This window comes from Nitrospira sp., from assembly GCA_030653545.1.
Classification (GTDB): Bacteria; Nitrospirota; Nitrospiria; order Nitrospirales; family Nitrospiraceae; genus Nitrospira_D.
On sequence record JAURZE010000026.1, the window covers coordinates 176,750 to 203,243 of the forward strand.

25 protein-coding genes are annotated in these 26,494 nt (G+C 59.1%); 14 read left to right on the forward strand and 11 right to left on the reverse strand.

The genetic code is table 11. The features are described 5' to 3' along the window. Position 1: 1 nt before the first annotated feature. Positions 2 to 946: a glycine--tRNA ligase subunit alpha gene (locus tag Q7U39_13845; GenBank protein ID MDO9119036.1), complete on the reverse strand. Its 945-nt coding sequence runs from the start codon at positions 944 to 946 to the stop codon at positions 2 to 4. A 273-nt stretch (positions 947 to 1,219) separates the two neighbouring features. On the opposite strand from Q7U39_13845, the gene Q7U39_13850 reads away from it, so the two are divergent. From Q7U39_13850 to Q7U39_13895, 10 genes are all read left to right on the forward strand, one after another. After that, positions 1,220 to 1,654, forward strand: a complete 435-nt coding sequence (locus Q7U39_13850) for an Rrf2 family transcriptional regulator (GenBank protein ID MDO9119037.1) — start codon at positions 1,220 to 1,222, stop codon at positions 1,652 to 1,654. Between the two features lie 2 nt (positions 1,655 to 1,656). Beyond that, positions 1,657 to 2,502 (forward strand): sulfite exporter TauE/SafE family protein, encoded by an 846-nt coding sequence (locus Q7U39_13855; protein ID MDO9119038.1) that lies wholly within the window; start codon positions 1,657 to 1,659, stop codon positions 2,500 to 2,502. Between the two features lie 451 nt (positions 2,503 to 2,953). Next, on the forward strand, positions 2,954 to 3,319 hold the full coding sequence (locus tag Q7U39_13860; protein MDO9119039.1) for a fibronectin type III domain-containing protein: 366 nt from the start codon (positions 2,954 to 2,956) through the stop codon (positions 3,317 to 3,319). Between the two features lie 196 nt (positions 3,320 to 3,515). Then, the gene (locus Q7U39_13865; protein ID MDO9119040.1) at positions 3,516 to 5,381 is read left to right on the forward strand and encodes a transketolase; all 1,866 of its coding nucleotides are present in this window, start codon (positions 3,516 to 3,518) and stop codon (positions 5,379 to 5,381) included. A gap of 4 nt (positions 5,382 to 5,385) precedes the next feature. Then, complete coding sequence (locus Q7U39_13870; GenBank protein MDO9119041.1) at positions 5,386 to 6,078, forward strand: Crp/Fnr family transcriptional regulator; 693 nt, start codon at positions 5,386 to 5,388, stop codon at positions 6,076 to 6,078. Positions 6,079 to 6,257: 179 nt separating this feature from the next. Next, the gene (locus Q7U39_13875) at positions 6,258 to 7,223 is read left to right on the forward strand and encodes a multicopper oxidase domain-containing protein (protein ID MDO9119042.1); all 966 of its coding nucleotides are present in this window, start codon (positions 6,258 to 6,260) and stop codon (positions 7,221 to 7,223) included. A gap of 64 nt (positions 7,224 to 7,287) precedes the next feature. Next, positions 7,288 to 7,671, forward strand: coding sequence for a hypothetical protein (locus tag Q7U39_13880; protein MDO9119043.1), 384 nt, complete (start codon positions 7,288 to 7,290; stop codon positions 7,669 to 7,671). Positions 7,672 to 7,681: 10 nt separating this feature from the next. Further along, a complete protein-coding gene (locus tag Q7U39_13885) occupies positions 7,682 to 8,314 on the forward strand; it encodes a hypothetical protein (GenBank protein ID MDO9119044.1) in 633 nt (210 codons plus the stop codon). Then, the gene (locus Q7U39_13890; GenBank protein ID MDO9119045.1) at positions 8,284 to 9,405 is read left to right on the forward strand and encodes a transporter substrate-binding domain-containing protein; all 1,122 of its coding nucleotides are present in this window, start codon (positions 8,284 to 8,286) and stop codon (positions 9,403 to 9,405) included. Before Q7U39_13885 ends, Q7U39_13890 begins: the two co-directional genes overlap by 31 nt. A 19-nt stretch (positions 9,406 to 9,424) precedes the next feature. Further along, positions 9,425 to 10,186: a DUF3365 domain-containing protein gene (locus Q7U39_13895; GenBank protein MDO9119046.1), complete on the forward strand. Its 762-nt coding sequence runs from the start codon at positions 9,425 to 9,427 to the stop codon at positions 10,184 to 10,186. A gap of 76 nt (positions 10,187 to 10,262) precedes the next feature. On the opposite strand, the gene Q7U39_13900 is transcribed toward Q7U39_13895, so the two are convergent. From Q7U39_13900 to Q7U39_13910, 3 genes are read right to left on the reverse strand one after another with little or no spacing between them, the layout of a single operon-like run. Next, on the reverse strand, positions 10,263 to 10,580 hold the full coding sequence (locus tag Q7U39_13900) for a cupin domain-containing protein (protein ID MDO9119047.1): 318 nt from the start codon (positions 10,578 to 10,580) through the stop codon (positions 10,263 to 10,265). Between the two features lie 20 nt (positions 10,581 to 10,600). Next, positions 10,601 to 11,497, reverse strand: a complete 897-nt coding sequence (locus Q7U39_13905) for a CoB--CoM heterodisulfide reductase iron-sulfur subunit B family protein (protein ID MDO9119048.1) — start codon at positions 11,495 to 11,497, stop codon at positions 10,601 to 10,603. A gap of 19 nt (positions 11,498 to 11,516) precedes the next feature. Continuing rightward, entirely contained in the window at positions 11,517 to 11,948 is a 432-nt protein-coding gene (locus Q7U39_13910) for a hypothetical protein (GenBank protein MDO9119049.1), read from the reverse strand. Between the two features lie 175 nt (positions 11,949 to 12,123). On the opposite strand from Q7U39_13910, the gene Q7U39_13915 reads away from it, so the two are divergent. The 3 genes from Q7U39_13915 to Q7U39_13925 all read left to right on the forward strand — a co-directional run bounded on the left by Q7U39_13915 (position 12,124) and on the right by Q7U39_13925 (position 16,182). Then, positions 12,124 to 12,984, forward strand: coding sequence for an HDOD domain-containing protein (locus Q7U39_13915; GenBank protein ID MDO9119050.1), 861 nt, complete (start codon positions 12,124 to 12,126; stop codon positions 12,982 to 12,984). Next, entirely contained in the window at positions 12,981 to 14,396 is a 1,416-nt protein-coding gene (sthA, locus tag Q7U39_13920) for a Si-specific NAD(P)(+) transhydrogenase (protein MDO9119051.1), read from the forward strand. The genes Q7U39_13915 and sthA overlap by 4 nt, the downstream gene beginning before the upstream one ends. An 88-nt stretch (positions 14,397 to 14,484) precedes the next feature. Continuing rightward, entirely contained in the window at positions 14,485 to 16,182 is a 1,698-nt protein-coding gene (locus tag Q7U39_13925; protein MDO9119052.1) for a tetratricopeptide repeat protein, read from the forward strand. On the opposite strand, the gene Q7U39_13930 is transcribed toward Q7U39_13925, so the two are convergent. From Q7U39_13930 to Q7U39_13960, 7 genes are all read right to left on the reverse strand, one after another. Then, positions 16,148 to 16,867, reverse strand: a complete 720-nt coding sequence (locus Q7U39_13930) for a hypothetical protein (protein ID MDO9119053.1) — start codon at positions 16,865 to 16,867, stop codon at positions 16,148 to 16,150. The genes Q7U39_13925 and Q7U39_13930 overlap by 35 nt on opposite strands. Positions 16,868 to 16,951: 84 nt before the next feature. After that, positions 16,952 to 17,302: a PilZ domain-containing protein gene (locus tag Q7U39_13935; protein ID MDO9119054.1), complete on the reverse strand. Its 351-nt coding sequence runs from the start codon at positions 17,300 to 17,302 to the stop codon at positions 16,952 to 16,954. A 34-nt stretch (positions 17,303 to 17,336) separates the two neighbouring features. Further along, positions 17,337 to 18,788 carry an RtcB family protein gene (locus Q7U39_13940; protein ID MDO9119055.1) on the reverse strand — a complete coding sequence of 484 codons (1,452 nt, stop codon included), beginning with the start codon at positions 18,786 to 18,788 and terminating at the stop codon, positions 17,337 to 17,339. A gap of 55 nt (positions 18,789 to 18,843) precedes the next feature. After that, positions 18,844 to 19,278: an archease gene (locus Q7U39_13945; protein MDO9119056.1), complete on the reverse strand. Its 435-nt coding sequence runs from the start codon at positions 19,276 to 19,278 to the stop codon at positions 18,844 to 18,846. Positions 19,279 to 19,287: 9 nt separating this feature from the next. Continuing rightward, positions 19,288 to 20,253 carry a 2Fe-2S iron-sulfur cluster-binding protein gene (locus tag Q7U39_13950; GenBank protein ID MDO9119057.1) on the reverse strand — a complete coding sequence of 322 codons (966 nt, stop codon included), beginning with the start codon at positions 20,251 to 20,253 and terminating at the stop codon, positions 19,288 to 19,290. Positions 20,254 to 20,329: 76 nt separating this feature from the next. Further along, the gene (locus tag Q7U39_13955; GenBank protein MDO9119058.1) at positions 20,330 to 21,478 is read right to left on the reverse strand and encodes a Xaa-Pro peptidase family protein; all 1,149 of its coding nucleotides are present in this window, start codon (positions 21,476 to 21,478) and stop codon (positions 20,330 to 20,332) included. An 85-nt stretch (positions 21,479 to 21,563) separates the two neighbouring features. Further along, on the reverse strand, positions 21,564 to 24,950 hold the full coding sequence (locus tag Q7U39_13960; GenBank protein MDO9119059.1) for an AsmA-like C-terminal domain-containing protein: 3,387 nt from the start codon (positions 24,948 to 24,950) through the stop codon (positions 21,564 to 21,566). A gap of 127 nt (positions 24,951 to 25,077) precedes the next feature. On the opposite strand from Q7U39_13960, the gene Q7U39_13965 reads away from it, so the two are divergent. Then, a complete protein-coding gene (locus Q7U39_13965; protein ID MDO9119060.1) occupies positions 25,078 to 26,454 on the forward strand; it encodes an MFS transporter in 1,377 nt (458 codons plus the stop codon). Positions 26,455 to 26,494 lie beyond the last annotated feature (40 nt).

Genomic DNA, 26,494 nt, shown 5'->3' on the forward strand with positions numbered 1-26,494 from the left:
ATTAAGACCGCTTGTTTGCAGCGGCCGATCGCGAGCGACCGGTGGATTGAGTCCCCTGCTTTGTCCCACGAGCCATGAGGGGATGCCCCATGGCAGCCCGTTCTTCGATGTACCGTTCCGCGCATTGCCGGGCCAGCGCCCGGACCCGGGCAATGTAGCCGGTGCGCTCCGCCACACTGATGGCACCGCGCGCGTCGAGCATATTGAATACGTGCGAGGACTTGATGCAGTAGTCGTAGGCCGGCAACGTTAAGCGCTTCTCGGTCTGCGCGAGCAACCGCTTACATTCGGCCTCGTGCGATTGAAACGCCTGCATCAACATCGCCACATCGCCTTCTTCGAAGTTGTAGCGGGAACCCTGGACTTCGGTTTCATGATGGATGTCGCCGTACTTGATCTGATCGGTCCAGGCCAGGTCATAGACATTGTTGACCTGCTGCAGATACATCGCAATGCGTTCCGTCCCGTAGGTGATCTCACCGGTGATGGGCGCCAGCTCGATCCCGCCGATTTCCTGGAAATAGGTGAACTGGGTTATCTCCATCCCATCCAGACGGACTTCCCATCCCAACCCCCAGGCTCCGAGCGTCGGGGACTCCCAGTCATCTTGGATAAATCGAATATCGTGCTGTTTGGGGTTGATCCCTAGTTGCGCAAGGCTTTCGAGGTAGAGCTCTTGGATATTGTCGGGGGCCGGCTTCAGCACCACCTGGTACTGATAGTAATGCTGCATGCGGTTCGGGTTTTCCCCGTAGCGGCCGTCCGTGGGTCGACGGCAAGGTTGCGGATAGGCCGCCCGCCAGGGTTCGGGACCGAGGGAGCGCAGGAAGGTAGCCGGGTGAAAGGTTCCGGCCCCCATTTCCATATCGTACGGCTGCTGAATGACGCAGCCTCGATCCGCCCAAAACCTGCTTAACGTCAGAATGAGGTCCTGATAATTCACAATGGTCCAATGATTGATTCTAAAGAAGACTCACCGGTTGCCGCTGGAGAAAAATAGCGTGCCAAGCTAACAAGAATGCTTTCATACTGTCAAGCAACATTCCCTCATGGATCAAAGAGTTGCATCGTGTTATCGCAATGAAAAGAGAATGAGGCTTCGCCACATCCCTTTGAGGAAATCCAGATCGTAAACGGAACCGGGAGCTTGACGGATCTCATCGACCTCGATTAATGTGGCGAAACTTGACTAAGTCAATTCATTTTAGAAAGACAAGGCGTGAAGCTTTCCAAGAAAAGCGAATATGGCCTCCGAGCCCTCATTGAGCTCACGCTTGCCTACGAGCAAACGACATTGCAGCGGCATCAAATTGCCAAACGCCAACACATCCCGATCGAGTTTTTAGAGCAAATCCTTCTGGCACTGAAACGGGCGGGATTGCTGGCCAGTCGGCGAGGTCTCAAAGGCGGCTATACCTTGATCAAGCCCCCTGGTGACATCACTGTCGGGCAAGTGATCCGCATCCTGGACGGTCCGCTTGCCCCCATCGGCTGCGTGAGCAAGACCGCCTATCAAAAATGTCGGGATTGCCCCTATACGGACAAGGCCGAGTGCCCGGTCCAACATGTGATGGGTCCGGTCCGCGATGCCATTGCCGGCATCCTAGATAATTGTACGCTCAATGATTTTGCAGCAAGCCATCGCAGAGGATAACCATGGATCAGATCGTCCTCGTTCTCATTACTTTCGTCGCCGCGACCGTCAATGGCGCGCTGGGCTACGGCTTCTCCTCGATTACCATGCCGGTTGCCCTGCTGTTCTATACGAATCGTATTTTGAATCCGGCCATGGTGCTCGTGGAGCTGGTCCTGAATAGTTATGTCCTCTTTCTCAATCGCCAAAACATACCCAATATTTTCCGGCGTGTCGTGCCGATCCTGATCGGCCTCGCCATGGGGGTCGCCATCGGTAGCTACATCCTCTCGATGGTGCAACCGGCCTGGGTAAAGTTCGTCACCTACTTCATGCTGCTCCCGTTGATTCTGCTTCAAGCGGCCGGCATCCGCAAACCGATCAAAGCAGAAAAAACCATCGGGGTCCCGTTCGGGGTCGGCATCGGCACGCTCTATTCTGTCACGACCATCTCCGGACCACCGCTGGCGCTGCTGTTCAATAATCAAGGATATGAAAAGCAGGATTTTCGCGCGGCCCTGGGCGTGATCCGAGTCGCTGAAGCGACGCTGACCGCCATCGCCTACGGCATCATCGGGTTTTACAGCGTTGAGAGCATGAAGGTCATGCCCTACATCGTGCCAAGCGTCTTACTGGGTATTCCGCTCGGCGTATTCTTGATCCGTTGGATGGACCCTGAAACATTTCGGCGGCTCTGCATGAGCTTTGACGCCGTCGTCGTCGGATTTGGACTTTCACGAGTTCTCGTCGAGCTGAATCTCGCAAGCACCTTCACCACTTATAGTATTCTTTCGATCGTCGTCCTGCTCAACGCCGTGCTTCTCTATCGGTATTTTCAAGAGAGGGCCGCCTCACAATCCAAAATCTAGCGCCTACGAATCCCCCTCCTCCCATTGCCGTCCACACTCAATCACACACTCCCTAATTCGATAATACATGTGTAGGAGTGAAGGCTTATCCCTACACAGCCAGAATGAGAGATTGCCGTAAAATCTCTCAAGATACTCGTCCACCTGAAGGTCAAATCATTCAAACTTTACAAGGCAGAGAAAGAACTCCATTCAGAAACCCCCATATTCACGCTGAATAAAGACAAGTTTATTCTTGGCCTATGTATTGCTAAATGGTAGATCCATCAATGCGGGAGTAAGAAGTAATGATCCTGTTTATTTTACTCATCATGGCAGCTGTTGCACTGAGCGCTAGCTCAACGCCTGCAGAGAACAGTCCGCACCGTTCGACATTTTGATGTTGTAGCTCCAGCCGTCAATCAAGTAGAAAGAACCCCCTTACATGAGCAATGAATTGAGAAGCCAATCTATGCGTACGTTGTCCACATGCACGTTGCTGACGGCCTACATGCTGCTAACCGGTTGCGGTGGCGGCGGGGACGGAGCGCCTGCCGTCTCAACCTCCTCAAGCTCGGCACTCCCGACAGCCTCACTCGCATGGAATCCGATACAGGATTCGTCGATAGTCGGATACTACGTCCACTACGGACGGCAATCTCCCGGGCAGTCGGGCTCTTGCTCGTATGAAGCGGCCCAATTTGTCGAGGCCCCGAACGCCACGATTTCCGATCTCCAACCCAACACCCGTTACTTCTTTACGGTCAGCGCCTACAACGGCCTTGAGAGCGCCTGCTCGAGTGAAGTCTCAACCGTGACGCCCTCCTCCCAAGCCTAGCCAGAATCATCCATTTGTATTTGCGATCTGCTTCCTTGAGACGTTCGAGGCTCAAGGAAGCAGATCGCAAGTCCTTTCATTGACTCCCTTCCATCGTTTTGTTAGCCTCAAGCCCCGCCGCGTCCCTGCCGATCTCTGACGTAGAGAAGCATGCGCCGGCAACCTACTACGCGTTCAATTCCTGAAAGGAGTTCCGATGGCCAGTGCAGCCCTGTCCCCAGAGTCCCTCAATACCCTCCATAACAAGGCCACGCAACTCCGTATCGAAAGCGTCCGCGCCACATCTGAAGCGGCCAGCGGCCATCCATCGAGCTGCTGCTCCGCTGCCGACATCGTGGCGACACTCTTCTTCTCCGTAATGCGTTACGACCCGAAGAACCCCAAAGCGCCCAACAGTGATCGATTCGTCCTCTCAAAAGGACACGCCGCTCCCCTCCTCTACGCCGCCTGGGCCGAAGCAGGACTGTTCCCCAAAAGCGACCTCTTGAAGTTGCGGACATTGGCATCTGATCTTGAGGGTCACCCAACTCCCCGCCTGTCATTCGTAGACATGGCCACCGGCTCGCTGGGGCAAGGACTTCCTGTCGGTATCGGCATTGCCCTGAACGCGAAGTCCATCGATAAGCTTGACCACAGAACCTACGTTCTAATGGGCGATGGCGAGTCTGTCGAAGGATCAAATTGGGAAGCGGCTGAAGTGGCTCGGCATCACGGCCTGGATAATCTTTGCGCCATCGTCGATGTGAACCGGCTGGGGCAAAGCGATCCCACCATGTTGCAGCATAATATGGAAGGCTATCGCGCCCGCTGGTCAGGATTCGGCTGGCACGCCATCGTGGTCGACGGTCATGATATCGCCGCGCTCGTGGCCGCCTTTGATGAGGCGTCCCGCACAAAAGGGAAACCGACCGTCATCTTAGCCAAGACCTTCAAGGGACACGGGCTTTCCTTCATGGCAGACAGCCCCAGCTGGCACGGGAAACCGGTGCCCAAGGGAGAGGAAACCCAAAAGGCGATCGATGAATTGACCAGGCAGCTGAAACCCGGCAACGGAACCGTGCAGATCAACCGGCCCGCCGCCGCCACGCCGGCGCCGGCGACCACATCTGCGCTGCCGCCTTCACCCTATAAAGTAGGCGAGGCCGCCGCGACCCGTGAAGCTTTTGGCGTCGCACTTGAGGCGTTAGGCGGAGCACACTCCGCCGTGGTCGGCCTCGATGCCGACGTCAAGAATTCCACCTACACGGACAAATTTGGCAAGAAGTTTCCGAATCGATTCTTCGAAAACTTCATCGCCGAACAGAACATGCTGGGCGCGGCTGCGGGCCTCGCCGCCTGCGGAAAAGTTCCCTTCGTCGCTACATTCGCGGCCTTCTTCACCCGCGCGTACGACTTCATCCGGATGGCGGCTATCAGTCAATCCAACATCAAGCTGGTCGGCACCCACGTGGGCGTCAGCATCGGCGAAGACGGTCCTTCGCAAATGGGGCTTGAGGATATTGCGATGATGGCGGCACAGCCAGGCGTCGTCGTCCTCTATCCTTCAGACGCCACTTGCACCTATCGTCTGGTCGAAGCCGCGGCCAACCACAAAGGGATGGTCTACATCCGTGCCGGACGCCCGAAATCCCCGGTACTCTATGGACCGGAAGAGACATTCCCGATCGGGGGAAGCAAAGTCATCCGCCAAAGCGCCGGTGATGTACTGACGATCGTGGCCGCCGGCGTGACATTATTTGAAGCCCTCAAAGCCTACGATCAATTGAAAGCCGCGGGCATCGCCGTGCGCGTCGTCGATCTCTACAGCATCGCTCCGATCGACCAAGCCACCCTCATCGCCAGCGCCCGCGCGACCCACGGCCGTCTCCTCACCGTCGAAGACCACTACGCGCACGGCGGACTCGGCGATGCCGTGTTGAGCGCGGTGAGTGCGGAAGGCGTGAAGCTCCATAAGCTCGCCGTCCGGACGATTCCCCACAGCGGCAAGCCGGATGAACTCGTCGATCATTTTGGCATCGGAGTGCGATCCATTGTCGAAGCGGCCAAGCAAATCATCAAGTAGTCGGTTGAGCTCATCCCCCGCGGATGAGCTCAACCATATCCCTCTGCTCAAGATTCTCTCCAGCGCAGACCGCCAACGCGTGCTTCAGGACTTGACCGAGCAGCACTACACCAAACGAGATGTCATTTTTCGTGAAGGCGATCCGACCGAATTCTTCCACATCGTGAAGGAAGGCACGGTCAAGTGCGTCAAATCGAGCCCGGAAGGGAAAGAGTGCACGCTGAAAATGCTGATGCCCGGCGATCTCTTTTGCTGCGACGCCGCCGCCTTTGAGGGAGCCCGCCATCCGGGGACCGCGCAACCGATGGGCGACGTCAGTATCTTGCGCATGAACAAGAAGTCCTACTTCGACATGCTGCGCCGCAATCCCGAGGCCGCCATTGAAGTCATTAAGCATCTCGGCAATCGCCTCAACGAAGCCCAGGAGAAAGCCAAGGTCCTGGCCCTCGACCGGGCCGACCAGCGACTGGCCTCGCTCCTGGTGGACCTGGCGACCAAGAACGGCGTGAAAGACCCGCAAGGCCTCAAGCTCCCGATGCGACTGACCCGCCAGGATATGGCCAACATGGTCGGCACGACGACCGAGACCGCCATTCGCATCATGAGTCGGTTCAAACGCGATCGACTCGTATCCGGAACGGCGACCCGCCTCATCATCCGCGATCTCGCCGGGCTCAAGGCCCTTGCCTCCGCCTGATTTCCCTAAGATCCTCCTTCCAGGTATATTTTCAAAACATGATGTACGTCATATTCTTTTGACTGCACACTCCGTATCCTCACACGCACACAGACGACGTCAGACCGCGCCCCTCACAACAGGGGCTGTCGGCACATCGCTGCAGGAGTTCGACCAACCATCCAGAGAGGAGTTTCACCATGATGAGAAAACAATCACACCAGGCCATGGCACTCGCAGGAGCCGCTGCCATTGCCCTCGCCGGATTGCTGGGACAACCGTCCTCCGCATCCGCAAAGACCCACGACATCCATATGACGGCCGTCGAATCCGACATCGTCATCGACGGCGGCGGAGAGAAGTACGCCGCCTGGACATTCAACGGCACCATGCCGGGCCCGGTCGTCCGCGTGACCGAAGGCGACACGATCAACTTCACGTTGACTAACCCCGCCACCAATAAGAATCCCCACGCCATGGACTTCCATGCGGCGGAGATCGACTTCCTGAAGAACTACAAGGCCATCAATGCCGGCGAGACGATCAGCTACACCTTCGTGGCCAAGAAACCCGGGATCTTCTTTTATCACTGCGGCGCGCCGCCCATGATTCAGCACGTCGCGCGTGGCATGTTCGGCGCCATCATTGTCGATCCGAAAGACGCATCGGTCTGGCCCAAGGCGGATCGGGAATATGTTCTGGTCCAGTCCGAATACTTCAAGAACCCCGGCGATGTGCAGGCCATGTTTGACCGCAAATTCGACGGCGTCATGTTCAACGGCGGTATCTTCAAGTATCATCCGTTCGTCACGGGCGGCGGCAAGCTGGACGCGAAGCCGGGCGAGCGCGTGCGCGTCTATTTCGTGAATGCCGGTCCGAATGAGTTCTCCTCATTCCACCCCATCGGTGAAATCTGGGACAATGTGTATGAAAGCGGGAATCCGGCCAACAAGCTGACCGGCGTGCAGACCTATGTGGTCGGACCGGGCAGCGCCGCCACCTTCGACGTCGTCGTTGAATCGGCCGGTGCCTACCCGCTGGTCACCCACTCCCTGACCGGCGCGCTCCGCGGCGCAATCGCCGTCCTCTTGGCATCCCCCGATGCCAAGCCCTCGACGAACCTGATGCCCATGGTGCCGTGGGAGCTCCCCGCAAAAGCGAAGTAAGTTGAGAGTCGGAAATCCGGCCGGCATAAAACCGGCCGGATTTCACATCCAGAGGCTTCATTCCATGACACACGCGTTCTTCACCCCCGTTATCAGCGGAATACTCCTGGTGAGCGGGGTTTCGTCTATTCAGGCAGAAGGCCCCTATGATAGGGTGGCGTTGATGCTGATGGGTGAAGCGTGTTTGTCGGTTCGTTCTCAACTCGTCTCGACTCTTACGAAGCAAACTGGAGTCCAACAGGTTGACCCCGATCTCGTTCCGAACCATGTACTCATCGACTATGCGCGCCAACAACTGTCTGAAGCCGAACTCGTCACCATGGCCAATGCCGTTCTCGCCGGGGCCCAATGCCGGGCGGAAATCATGAAGTCCTGCATCACTGCAGGGCCGCCCGTTCAGGGTATCGATCCGCCCGGACCGTCCGATGGACAGGCCCATACTCACTAACAGACATGCCATGTCGACCAAGAATCGCGGATCTGGGTTGCACGGATCGTTTTGTCGGCTCTATCTCTGCGCACTCACGCTGACGCTCCTCGGTCCCTTTCCGGCCCTGGCACAAGAAGCACTGTTCGAAATTCTGCCCATACGACCGTTCAACTTCGATGTGGCTTTGCGGCAGCAATCTTTCGCACCGAATGACCGGGAAGTCACGCTGCAGGCCGGCGTGACCGCAGTACGATATGGCGATGGAGAACTACGGACCGGGTATCAGTACTTCAGCATTCGCACTACCGACTTCCGGACCGATCAGCATGCAGTGTTTCTCAACCCGCGGTGGAACAACATACTCGACCTGCTAGATTTCCCGGCCTCCATGCCGATCAGCCGCCTTCTCAAGCATGTGTTCTTCGGTCCCCTCGAAGACCGTGCGGTGCCCTACGTGGGCGCATTGATCGGCACGGTCATCTCGGGACAAGGACGGACCTCGCCCGGTCTGTTGTACGGCGGACAAGCCGGTGTGCGTTTTCCTGTGGCGCGGGGAATTTCACTCGACCTGAGCCTGCAATTTACACAGTATGATGTCAATTTCCTCGGAGAGGCGGGGCAAACACAGCAATGGCTTTTTCTAACCGGATTCCGGTATTGAGCCCATTCCGACACAGCCAACGGCAGGGCGCAGGGTGCGCCTCACCCCGCTCGCCGCTCATCGCCGCGGTCCGGCGTCGGTGGAAACCAATACGGCCCACTATCGCCCTACTGCTCTTCCTCCCGCTGTTGCCGGGCTGCGGTTTGCTCTTCGATGCCATCCACCAGATCTACCCGGTGACGACCAATGAGCTGAATAAAATCTGCCGCCGCCAGCAAATCCAGGTCGGGGTGGCGGTCGAACCGTTTCGACCATTCGTATTTCCCGCCGTCTGGACCGACGAGGGCGCGCGAGTGACCGGACTCGATACCGAACTGGTACGGGCCGTGAGTGACGCCCTCACGATCCATTGCGGCAGCTCCGTCGTTCCCGCCTTGCACCTGGTTCGCTTCCGCGACTTATTTTTGCTCTTAAATGAGGGACAATTGGATTTCTTCGTCTCCGCCGTGGCAGCCGGGACGCCCTCACCAGGCCGGTCCGGATTTGCCTACTCCACTCCGTACTTCTCAGAGGGCGGCATCGGCGCGATTGCCACAAGACCGGAGGTCATCGACCTGATCCGGACTCGTGTCGGGACCGCCGGCGAGACCACCGCCCGAGAACAGCTTCTGAATGGCCTGACCATCGCGGTGCAAGACAGCACGGCGGCACACCTGTATGCCGACGCCAAGATCAGCGCTGCCAAGGTCCTTGTGTGCGATTCGCTTCCCGCCGCCTTTGAGCACGCTACGGCCGGCCTATCACCGCCGATCGATGTGATCCTGGGAGCACACCCGGTTTTGAAATTCATGGTCAAGACCACACGTCGAGACTGGCAACTCTTGGCGAAGGATGAACACGCCCCGCTATGGTTCACGCTCGCCGACTATGCCGTCGTGATGGCGGAGGAAAGTTACACCTTGCGGTGGTTCATCAACGACGTCATTTTTCAGCTCCACGAATCAGGACGACTGGAACAGATGCGGCGCCGATGGATCGAGGACGCATATGCCTATCCACGACGGGCATCGACGGAAGGGCTCCCGTTCGACGTGCAAAAGATGCCGGCTCACTATGCCCAGGGAGCCTGCCGGGTATCGTCGCCACACTGACCGAGACAAAGGAGATCGTATGGTCCACCGCCCATGGCTCTCACTCATCACTCTGGCAATAGTTGTTGGAATCGCGCCCGTTCAGGCTTCCCCGCCTGAGCAGCTCCGCGCTGAGGCGGAAGAGACCGCGCGGCTCCTGGCAAAACTGCTCCAAGCCGGCCGCCTGGTGATCGAACAGAATCAGGCCCTGATCGACGATGTCCACAAAGGAGACAAAGGCTTTACCCCGGAAGTGTTTGAACGGCAGATGTACGAGGTCTTTCGACAACGGACCGGGATCGACCTGAGCGCGCCTGCAGCAAAAACGTCGTTGGCCGTGCCGCCTCTCGCGCGCACGCTCCTGCCGGCCTTGATCGAAGCCGGAAAAGACGTCGTCCGCGAGGCACAGGTCGTCATCAACCAGCGCGGAATCGGCTACAAGAATTTCATTCCTGCCACGTTCGGCAGCCAAGCGGCGGCGCGCTTTTCCAAACGGTCCCAAGTCCAACTGAAACAAACGGCGATCCAACCGCGCAATCCCAAGAATGAGCCGGATGAATACGAATCGTCCGTCCTCCGCTGGTTGTCCGGACGACCGAATGGGGAAGCCTATGTCAGCGAATTGACCGAATCGGGTGGAACCTTACGGGTCATGATGCCGATCTATTACCAGCGCGAATGCCTCGCCTGCCACGGCGCCCCAAAAGGAGAATGGGATATTTCAGGCTACCCCAAAGAGGGTGCCCAGGAGGGAGACCTGGCTGGCGCCATCAGTGTCAAAATCCCTCTGCGAACCGAGTGAACGCGCCCGCAGCTCTTCACCATGGATCTCTCCCGCATGCTGCCGAACAAAGAAGCGGTGCGCTCGCCGCTTGCGCCTACGGATTCGGCGCGACGAACACGAGGACTTTCAAGCGCTGATCCGTGTGATTCTTTACTCCATGCTCTTCTCCAGCCGGCGCCATCGTCCCTTGTCCAGGCCCCAGCACCTGCTTCTCTGAACCAACCTGAAAAGTCCCCTGCCCCTCGAGAACGAGATAGACCTTGTCTTGCTCGCCATGGATGTGGCCCTTCTGTTCCTGCCCCGGCTCAAAACAGTAGATGTCGCAGAAGAACCGCTCCGTCTGAAACATATTGTTCTTCTTCATCTTCTCTTGACTAAACTGCTGATACTCCGAGATATTAACGACCTTCATAATTCTGCGATCCTCCTGATCTAAGAATGACGGACGGACTGATTGATGCGCCTGACGATCGAATCGACCGGGATCAAATGACGCGCAAGACCTAACTCCTTGGCAGGTATCCCCATCGCCAGACCAAGGAGCTGGGGCAAGTGGAGAATGGGAAGACTGAGCTGTGCATTCACCGCCTGCCCCGCGCGATCCTGATAGATATCCAGGCTCATATGACAGAGCGGGCAGGGCGTTACCATGCAGTCGGCCCCTTGCTCCTTGGCCTCTTTCATATTGGCTCCGGACATCGCCATCGCCACCGCTTCCTTTTCAAGAATGATCGGGAACCCGCAGCACTTGGTGCGCCCGGCATAGGCCACCGCCTCCCCGCCCAACGCACGAATCACCTGCTCGAGAGACGACGGGTTTTCCGGATCGTCAAAACCGAGATCCCAGGAGGGCCGGAGAATATAACAGCCATAGAACGGCGCAATGCGCAGCCCCTGCAAAGATGTCACGACCTGCGCGCCAAGCTGGCGCAGCCCGATCTCACGCACGATAATCCACAGCAGATGTTTGACCTGAATCGTCCCGCGATAGGCGATGCCGTCCGGCTCCAACACACGATTGATTCGATCGAGTAATCCCGGCTCGCTCTTCAATCGCTTGTTCGCCGCCGCCATGACGCCCTGACACGTCCCGCAAATGGTCATGATATCGAGACCCAGGCTTTCGGCCTGAGCGAAGTTCCGCGCATTCAACGCCAAGGCGACATCCGGCTCCGCCTCCGTCACCACCCCGGCCCCGCAGCAAGACGACGCCGCAAGCTCGACCACGTCAATGCCAAGCCGGCCGACGATCGCCATCGTCGATTGATACAGTTCCGGCGTCGCACCTTTCGCCGCACAGCCGGGGTATAGCGCAAATCTCAATGCCATCGCAGATCCATGTCCACCCTTACTGCAGCTTCGAGCGCAGCCGTTGAAACGACTGATTCATCTCTTCGATCGCAGAATGCACGCCCGCCCTCATTTCATTCCACTTTGCATCGGTGGCCGACTTGAGTCCATCGAGCTGTTGCTTGACGGCCTCCTTCTTCACCTCCAGCTCACGAATCGACTTCTGCAGTTCCGTCCTGGCCGAGGCCGAGGCCTTGTCGGCCTTTCCCTGTAGCGCCGCCATCTGCTGCTGGATTGACTCGAGCTCTTCCTGAGCCTTCCGCTGAAAGGCCTCTTTCTGTTGAGCCGTATACTGGGCCGTCGCCTCAATCGTCTCACGAGCTTCTTTGGCAATCGTGCCGGGTGTCACCGGCTGTTCCCCTGCTTCCACACCCACTGAGATGAGTCCGCCCCATAGACCCAACAAACCGATAATCCATCGGTATTTCATAGACCTATCTCCCTTGCTCGTCCGAATGAACGCGGAATCTCACCGACAGTATAGTCAGGCCTCCGTGAACTTGTCACGCCGGGCGCCCTCTCGCTCAACTTTTCCGAGGAACCAACCGACAAAGACACGTCACAAGCTCACACCGTCGACAAACAACAGGAGCGCCAGAACACCAATGGCCCCCGATACTCAAATTTCTGCCGCCACCGAAAAGCTGGAACAGGCTCTGGTTAAGAAGCTCGAGGCAGGAGAAGTCGAACTCCCGCTCTTGCCTCAAGTGGCCAGCCAAGTCATGGCCCTGGCCGCCGACGCGACGGCCGATGCCGCCAAGCTGTCATCGCTGATCCATCAAGATCAAGCTTTGGCCGCCCACGTCCTGCGCATTGCCAATTCGCCTGCCTATATGCCGCGCAGCCCGGTCGTCTCGCTCCAGCACGCCGTGGCCATGCTCGGCATCAATCTGCTTTCTGAAATTGCCTTTACGGCCTCGTTGAAGAACGGGGCATTCCAAGTTCCAGGCCACGAAGATCACGTGAAGCTGCTCTGGCGGCACTCACTGGCCAGCGGCGCCTTTGGCAAAGAGGTCGCCCGCATGCGGCGGGTCAATGTCGAAACCGCGTACCTCTGTGGACTCTTGCACGGAATCGGCAAGCCGGTCGTGCTTCGGACGGTGGCGAATCTTGCCAAAGACCTCAAACTCTCGGCCGATAGAGCCGTGATGCAGCAGCTACTCGACGGCTACCACACCCGCGTCGGCACTGTGATTGCCGACAAATGGGGGCTGCCCAAACAAGTGGCCGAAGCCATTGCGTGCTACCAGGAATATGATCACGCCACTTCCTTCAGGCAGGACTGCCTGCTCACCTGCGTCGCAGACCGTCTGGCGACACACCTCCTTGAACCGGAGACGCTCCCCGAAGAAGAATTGCGCGAGCATCCGGTCTTCGCCGATCTCAACCTCTACCCCAACGATATCGACCAGCTGCTGGCCGGTAAAGAGAAGGCGTTGGCCTTGGTCAATGCAATGAACCTATGAGCGCACCAATAGCCTTCGACATCGTCATCATCGGAGCCGGCCCCGCCGGGCAAAAAGCCGCCATTCAAGGCGCGAAATCCGGCAAGCGCGTGGCGCTGCTGGAGCGCGAACGGGGTATCGGCGGCAGCTGCGTCTACCGCGGCACCATTCCCAGCAAGACCTTGCGGGAGAGCGCCCTGCACCTCGACCGCCTGCGCCGAGCCAGCGCGGCGTTTGAATTCAGCTTGAAGCCGGACGCGGAAATCTCGTCGCTGCTCAGCCGCCTGGAAGAAGTCGTCCAGACGCACGACACCTATATGAGCAAACAACTGCGGCGGAACGGCATCTCGCTGTTTCACGGCCGCGCGCGTTTTCTCAATGACCGAACCATAGAAATGCAAACCGTGGACGGCGCCCGTCAACACTTTACGGCCGACCATTTCGTCATCGCCACCGGTTCGCGCCCGCGCAATCCTCAAGAGATCCCCGTCGATCATGAACATATCCTCGACAGCGACTCCCTCTTGTCGATGATCTACCTCCCGCGGTCTCTGGCGATTATTGGCGGAGGCGTCATCGGGTGCGAGTACGCCTCGATCTTCGCCCTCCTCGGCGTTGAAGTGACCCTGATCGACCGCGCCAAAGCGCCGCTGCAATTCATGGATCAGGAACTCGTGGCGCAGTTCGTCGCCAGTTTTGAGCAGCACGGCGGACACTACCTCGGCGGACAATCGATTCAAAGTGTGCAATGGGATGGCGCCACCCATGTGGTGACGCTGCTTGGCGATGGCCAGATCATCAAGAGCGAGAAAATGCTCGTGGCGCTGGGCAGACAGGCGAATGTGGAAGATCTCAACCTGGGCGCCGCCGGGCTTGAAGTGAATGGGAAGGGCAGCCTCTCGGTGAACCAATTCTGCCAGACGACCGCGCCACACATCTACGCCGTCGGCGACATGGTCGGTGCCCCGGCCCTCGCGTCAAAAGCAATGGAGCAGGGCCGCCGCGCAGTACGCCATGCCCTCAACCTCCCCATCGGCGATGCCGCATCGACCATTCCGATTGGTGTCTATACGATTCCTGAAATGGCCAGTATCGGCCTGGATGAAAAGATGGCCAGCGAACGATTTCGGAATCCCCTCGTCGGCCGGGCCAAGTTCGAAGAAGTCGCCCGCGCACAAATCTCGGGAGCCGGTCACGGGCTCCTGAAAATGATCGCCGATCCCAGCGGCGAACGATTGCTGGGGATTCAGGTCGTCGGAGATTCCGCCACAGAACTGGTGCACATTGGCCAGATGGCCCTGCAGCAAGGCGCGCTGGTCGAATCCTTTATCGACAACGTCTTCAACTTCCCCACCTACGCCGAAGCCTATCGCGTTGCCGCGCTGGATATCCTCGGCCAGGTCGCCAAACGCCAAACCGCAGCAGCGGCATAGTCTCCCCGCCCTTTGACCCCGCGCGTCTTTTTCGTATAGGCTGCTCCTGACGATCGACACTCCCGTCGATGCCGGGTAGGGACAGTCTATGAATCGATCCGACCGCCGCCGACAGGAATCCCGCCAGGCCAAGACCGGCTCCGTGTCCGACAGTTTCGCCGTTTATACGCTACTCGACCAAGGGAAACGCCATCACCAGGCTGGCCAATTGGCCGAGGCTGAGCGAAACTATCAACTGGCCCTGAATATGGTGCCGGGCCACCCTGAAGCGCTCCACCTCTTAGGATTGCTGGCCTACCGCGTCGGCAGCTACGAGCAAGCCATCGAGCTCATCACCCACGCCATCGAGGGCACACCCAATTCCCCTTTGTACTGGTTCAACCTGGGCGTCGTCACCCAGCGTGCGGGAAAATCCGAAGAGGCCATCCGTGCCTATGAGCGGGCCATCACCCTCAATCCCAAATACGTCGACGCCCTCATCAATCTCGGCAACGTCCTGAAAGACCAGCATCGCCTTGTCGCCGCAGTCGAAACCTATCGCAAAGCCCTGACCCTGAACCCGGCCCACGCCGACACCCACAACAACCTCGGCGTCGCACTCAAAGAGCAGAATGCCCTCCGGGATGCGATCGTCTCCTATCGCGAAGCCATCCGGCTGAAACCCGCGCACTTCGAAGCCTGGAACAATCTCGGCCTGGCGCTGATGGAAACCGGCGCAATCGATGACGCCCTCGCCTCATTCCAGCAGGCCTTGACCATCGTGCCGGATTCATCGAAGACACTCTACAACCTGGGAATTGCGGCGATGTGGAACGGCGACCATGCCGGCGCCATGGCCCGCTTCTCCCAAGTGGCTAAGGCGAAGCACGATCACAACGGTCCGATTCAAGAGACCACCCTCTTCCGGTCGCGGCTGAAGCATGACGCCGAACAAACCCGACTGCTCATCGAGCGGGGCCGCCTCGATGCCTCGCACCGGAGTTATGTCGATGCGCTGGAGCGATTGGAAATTACGCTGGCCGCGACCTTCCCGACGCGCAACCGATGTCCCGTCGATCCGGCTGCGCTCGCGGCGATTGCGCCGTCCTTCAATCAATTTCTCTATCGAGCCCCCTGCGAACGGCTGGTGGATGGCGCATTGAATCCGCAACTGGATGTCCGGGCGATCGAAGCGCGCTACCTGGGGCAGCTGCCAGAAGTCACATTCATCGATCAACTGCTCAAGCCGGAGGCCCTGGCAGCCCTACGCACCTTTTGCTTGGAATCCACAATCTGGAAAAAGGACTACGAGAACGGCTACCTCGGGGCGTTTCTCGGCGATGGATTCGCCACACCCCTCCTGTTGCAAATTGCCGAAGAACTCCGTCGCGCGCTTCCCGGCATCTTCAAAGATCATCGACTGACCCAGGCCTGGGCCTTCAAGCAGGATAGCGCCAGACGCGGCCTCTCCATCCATGCCGACGCCGCAGCCGTCAATGTCAACTTTTGGATTACACCGGATGAGGCGAACCTGGATCCTGAGAAAGGCGGGCTCGTGGTGTACAGCAAAGAAGCGCCGGCCGATTGGAACTTCGCCGCCTATAACAGCGAGCAGAACAAACCGAAGATTCTCGAATGGCTCACGCAAGCCGGCGCGCAGACGATCCGGGTGCCCTATCGCGCCAACCGTGCGGTGGTCTTCAATTCAGATTTGTTTCATGAAACCGACGACGTGACCTTCCGTGACGACTACCTCAGCCGACGCATCAACATCACGCTGCTTTACGGCTATCGACATCAGGCCTAACCAAACCATCCCCGAACGGCCTCTCGCCATTCTGTGACGACGGCTGGGCGGTCATAGCCGCGGCCACCACGGACTGAATCCGCTGCTGCATACGCGACGTCGCGAACCGCATCGCGAGACCGATGGCCGCAGCCAGGAACACGAACACCGGGACCATAATCCGGCCGACTTGTTCAAGCCGCTCTTGCGGACTGCGCACAGCACCCTGTTGTCTCGCCCCCACAAAGGTGAGCCTGCCCCACGCAATCGTAGATCCCTTGTCCTGAATCGGCTCAATGACGGTGAGGCGCTCCTGACCAGGCGCCGGCTCGTCTCGAATCAGGACCTCCCGATTCTGCGCGCGGATGGCCGCCCAGTTCGCATCCTGAATCTGCTGCCCTACATAGCCGGCATTGGACGCGGCAAATACCCGGTTGCCGTTATCGATTACCATCGCATCGGCAAGACCGTTGGTCCGCCAGGCCCCGGCCAGCGCCTCCTGCACTTTGGCCACATCCACGACCAGCGCTGCCGCACTGATGGATGAAAAGGCTCGGCTTACCATCAACGCTTCCTGCTGCGCGGCCTGACTGACCTGCGCCTCCCGCTGCTGCCCTTGCGCCACGTCAGACCGTTTGAGCGTGTAATAGAGCAGGCCCCCGATAATCGCCGTCGCCAAGAGACTGACCATGAGTGCACGAAGCATCGGAGAGTACCTCCTCAGATAGTTGGACTTACGAAGGGCCGACAGGAAAGTTACCCTCGAGGCACGCGCTGAGGAAGGACAACCTCAGACGGCCTCATCCGATGTACCGGCACGCTGATAGGGCTCTAATTCGAGTTCTTTTACCACGTGCTGAAGTCGCGCCCATTCATCCGGCGTCAAACTGGCAAACTCCAGCCCGAAGCTGCGATCACGGCACCACCGGACAACCGCTTGCTTGACCTGAATCGGCGGCTCGTCGTCCGACACGTCGACGCGCAACAACAACGTGGTACCGGGCTTCACCGCGGTTGCGCTGAACACGCAGCAGCCTCGGATGGAGAGATCGGTCAGGTTGCCGTCACCGGAAACAATGTTGGCGGAGCTGAAAGAGCTGCGAAACTGGACAGGAAAGCGAGGATGTTGCCGATGTTCCACGGGGAGACCTCATAGCCTGAAAGCCTGAAGGTGTCTACCCCTTAATATTGCCAATAGGTCGGAGTTCCGCTACCTTTTTTGTAATTCCCGCACGCTCAACCGACTCCACTACTTCCGATATGTTTTTGTAGGCGAATCCGGCCTCTTCCGCGAGCCCGGACATCGACACCGCCTTCACGAGAATGCCCCGCTGCTTCATCTGCTGCTGGAGCTGCTCGCCGCGAATCGATTTCTTGGCCTGCGTCCTCGACATCGTGCGTCCGGAGCCGTGCATGGTCGAACCAAAGGTCTCTTCCGAAGCCCTCGTCGTGCCCACCAGCAGATAGGATCCGGTTTCCATTGAGCCGCCGCAAATCACGGGCTGGCCGACTGACCGATAACAGGCCGGCAAATCCTGGCTACCCGGGCCGAACGCGCGCGTCGCCCCTTTTCGGTGCACGACCAACTCCCCTTCAGAGTACCGCTCCACTTTGGCAATGTTGTGGGCCACGTCATAGACCAGCTCCATGCCCAACTCTTCTCCCGACCGGCCGAAAACCGCGGCAAAGGCCTCGCGAATCTGATGCGTGATGACCTGCCGGTTGGCAAACGCCGTATTGGCGGCGCAGTTCATCGCCGCGAAATAGTCCTGGCCTTCCTCAGACAAGAAAGGCGCGCAGGCCAACTGCTGATCCTTGACCGTAATCCCATATCGCCGCATCGCCTTCTCGAAGGCTTTGAGATAGTCGCTGGCCACCTGGTGGCCGAAGCCGCGCGACCCGCAATGCACCATGATGACAATCTGATCCTGTCCGGTAATGCCGAAGGCTGTCGCCGTCTCCCGGTCGAAAATGCGGTCGTTCGAGACCACTTGCACTTCAAGGTAGTGATTGCCGGAACCCAGCGTCCCCAGCTGGTTCATCCCGCGTCCCACCGCATGGTCGGTGACTTTGGACGGATCGGCGCCGGGCAGACACCCGCCTTGCTCGATCCGCTCCAGATCGCGATGCCAACCAAACCCTTGCTCGATGCACCATCGGGCGCCTTTGGTCATGACCCGATCGAAGGACGACCGATCCATCGACACAAAGCCGCTCGCTCCGACACCTGCCGGGACGCGTCGAAAGAGTTCGGTCATCAGCTGCTCGAGTTTAGGCTGCACCTCCGCCAGCGTGAGGTCCGTGCGGATCAGCCTCATCCCGCAGTTGACGTCGTATCCCACCCCGCCGGGAGAAATGATTCCCGAACGCACATCGAACGCGGCCACTCCGCCGATCGGAAATCCATAGCCCCAATGGCCGTCCGGCATGCAGAGCGCATACCGGCGGATGCCGGGGAGACAGGCCACGTTCGTCACCTGCTCGAACACACCGGTATCCATGGCCCGGAGAATAGACTCGGTCCCGTAGATACGGGCCGGCACCAGCATACCGGGCTTCTCCGTGACGGGAATCTCCCACACCTCGTCCGTAACTCGATTGACCTTCATCGTCGTGCTGAACTTCATCCTGGACCTATTCTCTGCTCGCGCCGCCTGTCATCTGCCACAGCCCCCGTCCCCATCATACGTCGAGGACCACTCTCACGCCCCAGCGCCCGTTATCTTGATGCAGCCGGTACAAATGCTTGGTGACACCCTTCACATCGTTGCGCAACACTTGCGTCGCCTGATTCACCGGCTCACCGACCAGCGTCCCATCGAGCTTCCATTGGCCGCCTTCACGGGTCAGCGATATCGAAGCGCAACTGAACACAACGCCCGCCGCATCCTTCCAATAGACGAAGTCGGAGAGCCAATCGAACAGCAGCTCGGCGAGATCGCTCTCCGCATGTTCGATGCGGCGCTCCCAGGTCGCACCGACCGTCGCGGGATCGGCCATCGCCTCCATCACCGCGTTTGAGGCAGCGTCAAAGACCTCCTGAACGGAATCGCCCTCGGCATCGAAGGCCAGATCCGCCAGGGCCACGTCATCAAGAAATTGGAAGGAAGCCGGCATCGATGATCGTTATAACGCCGTCGGACGGCGAGCCCGCTGAAAGATCCCTCGCACTTGCGCCAATCCTGGAATCCGGTGCGCCAATGGATTGGGCACCTTCCCTTTGAAGAACATCCTGACGCCGAGAGGAAGAATCCTGAGAAAGCGGGACAGATCGAAGCCGACAACTTTAAGCGGCATGATCGCTTCGTTCAGCCGCCCCTGCTGTTCAATGATCGAGACAAATGCGGTGATGTGGCGCGCGCCACCCGTTGACGCCAATCCCCGGTCGAGCGCAGCCCTTCGCAGCCGGATGATCGCCTCCATCGGCTTCACATCTTTCGGGCAGACTTCCACGCAGTAATTGCACCGCGTGCAATCCCACATCCCGTTCGGCTCTTGCAAGACGGCAAGCCGCGCCCCTTTCAGCTTCTCCGGCTCACGCGGATCCGACAGAAATCGATCGACTTTGGCGAGCGCCGCCGGTCCGGCAAACCCGGGCGACACGGCATGCACGGTGCAGGCTCCCACACAGGCGCCGCACATGATGCAGGCATCGACATTGTGATAACCGGGTCCCGTTGAACCCGGATCGTGCGCGGCGGCGCGGTCGGCTGGCACGGCCATCGACGTCGACAACCAGGGCGTAATGTCGCGAATCTTGCCCCAGAACGGACGCATGTCGACGACAAGATCTTTGATGACCGGAAGGTGCTGCAGGGGAGCGATATGTAGCTGCCCGTGCCGTTCCAGTTCCTTCCGGACCGACGTGCGGCAAGCGAGCTTCTCGCCTCCATTAATATTCATGGCGCAAGATCCGCAAATCGCCGACCGGCAGGAATACCGCAAGGCCAGACTGCCGTCGAGCTCGTTTTTGACCCGGATCAGCAGGTCGAGCACGGTTGCGCCGCGCCGCACATCCAGGCGCACCTCTTCATCGTGCGGCTTCGCATCCTGTTCGGGATTGAAACGTTGGAGAGTGATCGTAAGGCGCATGGAATAAGCTTTCAGCCTTCAGCAGTCAGCCATCAGCGAAAACTGAAAGCTGATCGCTGAGAACTGATCGCTCATTTTAATCGAGCTCGAAGACCTTCGGGAAATCGGTCAGGTTGCGGCAACCATCGCTTGTGACCAGCACCATGTCTTCGATCCGTACCGCGCCCAACCCGGGATAGTAGAGCCCCGGCTCGACCGTCACGACGTGGCCTTCCTGCAAGAGCGAGCCGGTCCGGCTGATCCGTGGCGCTTCATGAATATCCAACCCCACGCCATGACCAGTCCCGTGGAAGTAGCCCTGCATGCGGCCGTCAACCAGCCCCGTCTTGTACCCGGCCTTTTCAAACCGGTCGCAGATCCCTTGATGGATCTTCATGCCGTCGGCGCCGTCTTTGACCTTGGTGATCGCTTCTTCCTGCGCATCCTTCACGGTCTGATACAACCGCTTGAGTTCAGGACTGGCGGCACCACGGATCACCGTGCGGGACATGTCGGCAAAATACCGGCTATTGGCGGATCGAGGAAACACATCGAAAATAATGCTGCGGTTCGCGGGCAATGGGCCCGTGCCTTCATGGTGCGGATCGCAGGCCTGTTCGCCGCCGGCCACAATGGTATGCTGCGCCACGCAATCACGCTCCATCAACTTCACGTTGATCAGCTTCTTAATGCGTTCGGAGGTCAGTACCTCTCCGTCCAGCCACAGCTCGCCGCCGCGAATGGTTGCCTGCTTGAGTGTCGCATGGGCCGCCGCCACCGCTTCTTCCGTTGCGCGCTGCGCCGCTTCGATGCACCGCACCTCGTCGGCGGTCTTCACCACACGCCGCTCATAGAAGGGATCGCGCTTCGGCTTCATACTGTAACCCAGCTCTTGAAGCCGCGTGGCGTGGATAAAGGGGAAATTAGCGGGAACCAGCAACTGCCGGACTTTGGCTTCCCGAAGGATCACATGGACGATATCGACCGTGCTCGGTTCCTTGGTCCCGTTCGATTTCGCCTTCTTTTCCAGTTCGGAGTACGACAACACCCGATCCACCGACGCCTGCGACTTGGCCCGATCCATTTCAAGATCGCTCATGACCAGCAGCCGCTCGCCCTTAACCTCCATATAGATGAAGGGGTCCGGCGCGACAAACCGCGTCGCATAATAGAGATTCGAATCAAGTTCGCTGGCGGCGATAAAGAGCGTCGCAACGTCAGGTTGTGCGGCCGTAGTTCGTTTCATGGATGGGTGAGACGAGGGAGTTCGGACCGGCTTGAGGTGGTTCGGCGCATGAATGGGCTGATGCTAACATGGGGTCTAATGACGGTCAAGGCGTCGCCGGTGCGCCTTCCGGCACCAACTCAAGCTCAGGCGCGGCAGGCTTGTCCTCGTTCGGCGCCATGAAATCCATCGGCAATGTCAGTGTGTTCTTTAAGACATCGACGGCTAGCTGCGCCAATCCTGACAATCCAGCCGTGAACGACTTCATCGGCAAATACGTCACCTCGGGATCTTCCACGGCGCCCTTGATCGAAAAAATGGCTGTAGCTATCCCTTTGCGGTCACCCGCAAAGATACGTCCGAATAAGGGAATCGTCTTGAGAAACGTGGCATAGGACCCGAAGGGACTGACTGCCACCACCATATCTAGCTGATCCGTAGGCAGATCGTAGTTGCCCGCCGCCGTAATCTTGAGGATCGGACTGTCGACGACCAGATTCTCCGTCTGGAACGATCCGTTCTGAATCGTCACCGTGGCGGCGATGCGGTTATAGGGCAACCCCTCTTTTTCCAGATCCACTTTTCCTTGCAGCACGGCAGGAAGATTCAGGATACTCAAGATCTTCCAAATCGCGCGCTCCTTGGCTTTCAAGATTCGTCCATTCTCCAACAGTATCTCGGTTTTCCCATTCAGCGAAGGATAGACCCCGTGAGGGTTACGCCCATGCCCACGGATGGTTCCGTTCAGCCGCACCTGGCCCGAGACGCCCTGGATGTCCGCGTGAGTCAGCCGCAGGAGATCCTCGACCGCAACTCCGGTGGCCCGCAGGGAAACCTCTGTCTCGGCCGGCGCTTTGGCGGGCAGCTGCACGACCACCCGGCCGGCCACTTGGCCGTTGGTCGAGTCTCCGCCGATCCGGTCGATATCCAGCACGCCGTCCTGAATCGTGATCCGCGCCGTCAGCCCGCCGAACTTGAGATGCCGATAGTGCGCCCGGGCAGCCGATGCCGTCATAGTAACCTGGCTGGAAGAAGCCAATGTCTCCAACAATTCCCGCATCGGCGAGCGCTCGCCTTTAGGAATCACGAGGTCAAGGTCCAGCTGATTCGACTCGATCTTGCCGGTGATCACCGGTTTGGCCGGCCAGTTCCGCACCGTCGCTTCCAACGCCAGATCACTGTCCTGCACCTTGAAAGACAGCCGCTTCACCTCCGCCCCGTTCCGCACCAATTTCACCCGGGCATACAGATCGTCGATATGTCCGGCCCCCTTGACCAGCACCAGGCCGTTCGTTACCGCTATCCATCCCGTCGTCTTCCAGGTTTTCCAATCCGTGTCTTTCCCCTTTACATCCAGCGATACCTCGACATTGCCGGCTTCGAACCCGCCCTTCGCAATCCACTCAGGCAGACCTGACAAGGACAGTTCTCCGGTGGCCAGCGTCGCATCAATGGAAAACTTGTCTCCGATCTGAATCGCACCCTTCACGGGGATCCGCACGGAGGGCAAGACCAGCTCAACGCGTGTGACCGTCGCGATATTCGCCCGCGTCAGGTTGCCCTCAAACTCAAGGATTGCCGGAGCGCCGATCGGCTTCTCGATCGCGTTCGGCACCACCACCTTGGATTCCGTCAACACCAGATTGCCGCGCACATGCGGCGCCGTCGTGGCACCGCTCAGCTGCACGGCCGCACTGAGCAACCCTTCAAACATCCCGACCGGAATCACCTTAGCGGGAACAAATCGCATGATATGGCCAGCATCGCCGTTCGCACGAACGACGAACTCTTGAAACACGCTCGCCGGCCCGCCTGACAGGCCGCCCTGGACCTGAAGAATCGTATCGCCCAGATGACCCGTCACCTGCTCAAATCGCGTTCCGCCATCGGCTAACACAAACTTCCCCTGAACCGCCGTCAGACGTTCCGGCAAAGACGGATGCGTGAGGCTGATGTACCGGGCCGCGATCTCTCCGCCGGCAAAGGTCACGCCCCCGGGTTCGTTCAGCGGCCCCACCAACCGAAATGTCGGCAAGGCCGTCCCTTCGACATCGCGAAGACCGGCCAGCAGATGCACGAACCCCTCGGCCTTGACCGTCTTGGCAAGCAGCTGCACCAAATCGGTGGCCGCCATGCTGCCGGTGATCTCCAATTCCAGCCACGGTCCGGCTTCGAGAAAAGATACCGTCGCCTTCCCCTCAGTGATCTGAATGGCGCCATATCGACCGGTGAAATTCGCGGCCCGCACCCGACCAGTCTCCACGACGATGACACCGGCCAAGTCTTTGGTAGGCACGTGATCCTCTCCCAGCAAGGCCTGTCCCTCTTGAACACGGAATTCCCCCGTCACCGACAATTGCGGCCCCGAGGTCGCCGATCCGGTGAGCGAGGCATTCACCACCTGCACTCTTCCGTCGATCTGCCGCTCGGCCAACACCGCCGGGAGCTGGGGATGGATCCATTGAGCCGGAATGGTGTTGAGCAATTCCTTCAGCGTGACCAGCGACGAATTAAACGTCACGGCAAAGGTCGGCTGCGCGGTGAGCAATCCGGCGAGATTGGCCTTGCCGGTCAAGGTCAGCTGATTCAGGCGCGCCGTCATGCTCGACAACACCGCATCGTATCCGGCAAGCCCCGGCATGATCCGCACCTGACCTTGCAAATCAACCATCCCGTCCAATTGTTCAGGGACCGGACGAGGGCCGAAGAAATCCGCCATGTCTCGCAGCACCACATTCGCGGCATCCACCTGCCCCTCGAACTGAAACACTGACGTGGGCGCCGCCGCAGGCGGCGGCTCTGCCGATGCCGCAGGCTCTTCAGCGGTCAACGCAACAGACCGTTCACCTCGCTTGATCTGCCCCACAAGCGATACGGCCGACAGACCATCCTGGCCGGTCTGCGCCACCGACAGATGCACGTCGGCCATCGCGCGCTCCGGGCGAATCATCATCCCGCCTTCGACCCGCTCCAGCTTCAGCGTTCTGGTCCCGCCGGGCCTTCCCTCATCGATGACCGTGATGCTCCCGTTCACGACTGTGGCCTGGCGGATCATGAAGACGCGCGTCATCATGTCCAACGTGCGCTGATCCGTCGCCGCCTGATTGGTGTTATCCAGAATGTTCCAGTGGCCGGCTTCATTCCGGTGAATCGTGAGGACCGGATCTTCGACCAGGAGCCGCTTCCCCACCACCTGCTTGCGCAACAAGGGAAGCAGACGAAGCACGAGATCAATCCGCTTCGCCGAAAACACGACTTCATCGGAATTGGGATCGTGAATCGCAACCTGGGTGAGTTCAACGCGGATGCGCGGGAAGATGACAAACTTGGCGCGATGCACCTGAATCTTGCGCCCGAGGCTTTCCTCAAGCTGCTGCAAGACGAACTCTTTCAGGTAATCTTCGCCGAACAGCGTATTGGAAAAGAGCAGGAAGGTACCGACACCCACCGCGAGGGCCAAGACCATGACCAGAAACAGCCGAAGACGCGACACTCTCCCCCCTCGCACCATACGTACAATTGCCATTCGGATATTACCGGAAGCCTCTAGTTAAATCCACCAACCCTGCGTCGAACAAGGAGTTTTCTGCCAATTCATAGTCAACCAATAACCGCTCTACATGGAATTTGCGCTAGAGCCCCTGCCCTCGACTCGCTATAATGCCGGCCTCCACTGGACCGACTTAGCGTTGCACCCACACGATTCCTCTGATCATGACTCTCCGCCTCTCACGCGCATCCGCTGGGTGATTCTCGGGCTGCTCTTTGCCATTAGCGTCGTCACCTATATCGACCGCGTCAACATTTCCGTGACGGCCCGTCATATGATGCCGGCGCTGGGCCTGACCGATCAGCAGATGGGGTTTGTCTTTTCGGCCTTCGTCATCGGCTATGCCCTGTTTCAAATTCCCGGCGGCTGGCTCGGCGACCGCTGGGGCGCGCGGATCATTCTGACTCTGGCGCTGCTCTGGTGGTCCATCTTCACCGCCTGGACGGCCATGGCTCCGGCCTCTCCGCTGGCCGGATGGCTGGGCATCATGGGAGCGCTCGCGCTTGCGCGTTTTCTATTGGGCGTCGGCGAAGCAGTGGCCCTGCCGAATTTCAATCGGGTCGTCACCGACTGGCTCCCGGCGGGGGAGCGCGGGCTCGGGATCGGCATCGCGATCGGAGGCATCGGCGTCGGCGCCGCGATCACGCCGCCTGTCACTGCGTGGATCATGGTGAACTTCGGTTGGCAGACGGCTTTCTATCTCTCAGCCGTCCTCGGCTTAGGCCTCGCCGTCATCTGGTGGTTCATCGCGCGCAATCATCCGCTCGAGCATCCATGGATGACCAAGCGAAATACCGGCACCACAGCCACAACCGACCAGGCTCCATCCCCTTCCATTCCATGGGCAGCGTTGCGACAGACTCCAACGGTCTGGTGGCTCGTGTTGAGTTACAGCTGCCTGGGCTATGTAGCCTATGTGTATATGTCGTGGTTCTATCTCTATCTTGTCAACGTGCGCGGCTTCGATATCCTGCGCGGAGGTTTCTTCGCATCCGCGCCCTTTCTCGCGATTCTGGTCTTTTGTCCGATCGGAGGCTGGGTCACGGATCGATTGGCCAGCCGCCACGGACTCACGGCGGGTCGGCGACAGGCAGGCATGGCGGGAATGCTCCTCGCCGGCTGCGCGATCGGACTCGGGGCCTGGATCGATTCGCCCTATCTCGCCATCGCCAGCCTGTCGCTGGGCGCGGGCTGGCTCTACTTCAGCGTCGGCGCCTACTGGTCTTCCACCAGCGACTTGTCCAAGACACACGCCGGCAGTCTGTCGGGCTTGATGAACATGGGGGCCAATATCGGAGGGGCTATTTCTCCTACCGTCACGCCCTGGATTGCCGAACAGTGGGGTTGGCCCCTGTCGCTCGGCACCGCCGCGCTAATTGCCGTCATCGGCGGGGTACTCTGGCTCTGGATCGACCCTGAAAAAGGTCTCGCGGGAAAACCGCACTGAGTACCGCGCCGGGGCTGGCTCCCCTTGCACCACCGCCGCC

Coding starts and splice junctions, on each gene's coding strand:
- Q7U39_13955 (MDO9119058.1), bottom strand. CDS start 21,478: ATGAAACGAACTACGGCCGCACAACCTGACGTTGCGACGCTCTTTATC.
- Q7U39_13885 (MDO9119044.1), top strand. CDS start 7,682: ATGTCGACCAAGAATCGCGGATCTGGGTTGCACGGATCGTTTTGTCGG.
- sthA (MDO9119051.1), top strand. CDS start 12,981: ATGAGCGCACCAATAGCCTTCGACATCGTCATCATCGGAGCCGGCCCC.
- Q7U39_13895 (MDO9119046.1), top strand. CDS start 9,425: ATGGTCCACCGCCCATGGCTCTCACTCATCACTCTGGCAATAGTTGTT.
- Q7U39_13930 (MDO9119053.1), bottom strand. CDS start 16,867: ATGCTTCGTGCACTCATGGTCAGTCTCTTGGCGACGGCGATTATCGGG.
- Q7U39_13855 (MDO9119038.1), top strand. CDS start 1,657: ATGGATCAGATCGTCCTCGTTCTCATTACTTTCGTCGCCGCGACCGTC.
- Q7U39_13910 (MDO9119049.1), bottom strand. CDS start 11,948: ATGAAATACCGATGGATTATCGGTTTGTTGGGTCTATGGGGCGGACTC.
- Q7U39_13880 (MDO9119043.1), top strand. CDS start 7,288: ATGACACACGCGTTCTTCACCCCCGTTATCAGCGGAATACTCCTGGTG.
- Q7U39_13905 (MDO9119048.1), bottom strand. CDS start 11,497: ATGGCATTGAGATTTGCGCTATACCCCGGCTGTGCGGCGAAAGGTGCG.
- Q7U39_13915 (MDO9119050.1), top strand. CDS start 12,124: ATGGCCCCCGATACTCAAATTTCTGCCGCCACCGAAAAGCTGGAACAG.
- Q7U39_13950 (MDO9119057.1), bottom strand. CDS start 20,253: ATGCGCCTTACGATCACTCTCCAACGTTTCAATCCCGAACAGGATGCG.
- Q7U39_13900 (MDO9119047.1), bottom strand. CDS start 10,580: ATGAAGGTCGTTAATATCTCGGAGTATCAGCAGTTTAGTCAAGAGAAG.
- Q7U39_13940 (MDO9119055.1), bottom strand. CDS start 18,788: ATGAAGTTCAGCACGACGATGAAGGTCAATCGAGTTACGGACGAGGTG.
- Q7U39_13890 (MDO9119045.1), top strand. CDS start 8,284: ATGGCTTTTTCTAACCGGATTCCGGTATTGAGCCCATTCCGACACAGC.
- Q7U39_13965 (MDO9119060.1), top strand. CDS start 25,078: ATGGAATTTGCGCTAGAGCCCCTGCCCTCGACTCGCTATAATGCCGGC.
- Q7U39_13875 (MDO9119042.1), top strand. CDS start 6,258: ATGATGAGAAAACAATCACACCAGGCCATGGCACTCGCAGGAGCCGCT.
- Q7U39_13945 (MDO9119056.1), bottom strand. CDS start 19,278: ATGCCGGCTTCCTTCCAATTTCTTGATGACGTGGCCCTGGCGGATCTG.
- Q7U39_13925 (MDO9119052.1), top strand. CDS start 14,485: ATGAATCGATCCGACCGCCGCCGACAGGAATCCCGCCAGGCCAAGACC.
- Q7U39_13865 (MDO9119040.1), top strand. CDS start 3,516: ATGGCCAGTGCAGCCCTGTCCCCAGAGTCCCTCAATACCCTCCATAAC.
- Q7U39_13860 (MDO9119039.1), top strand. CDS start 2,954: ATGCGTACGTTGTCCACATGCACGTTGCTGACGGCCTACATGCTGCTA.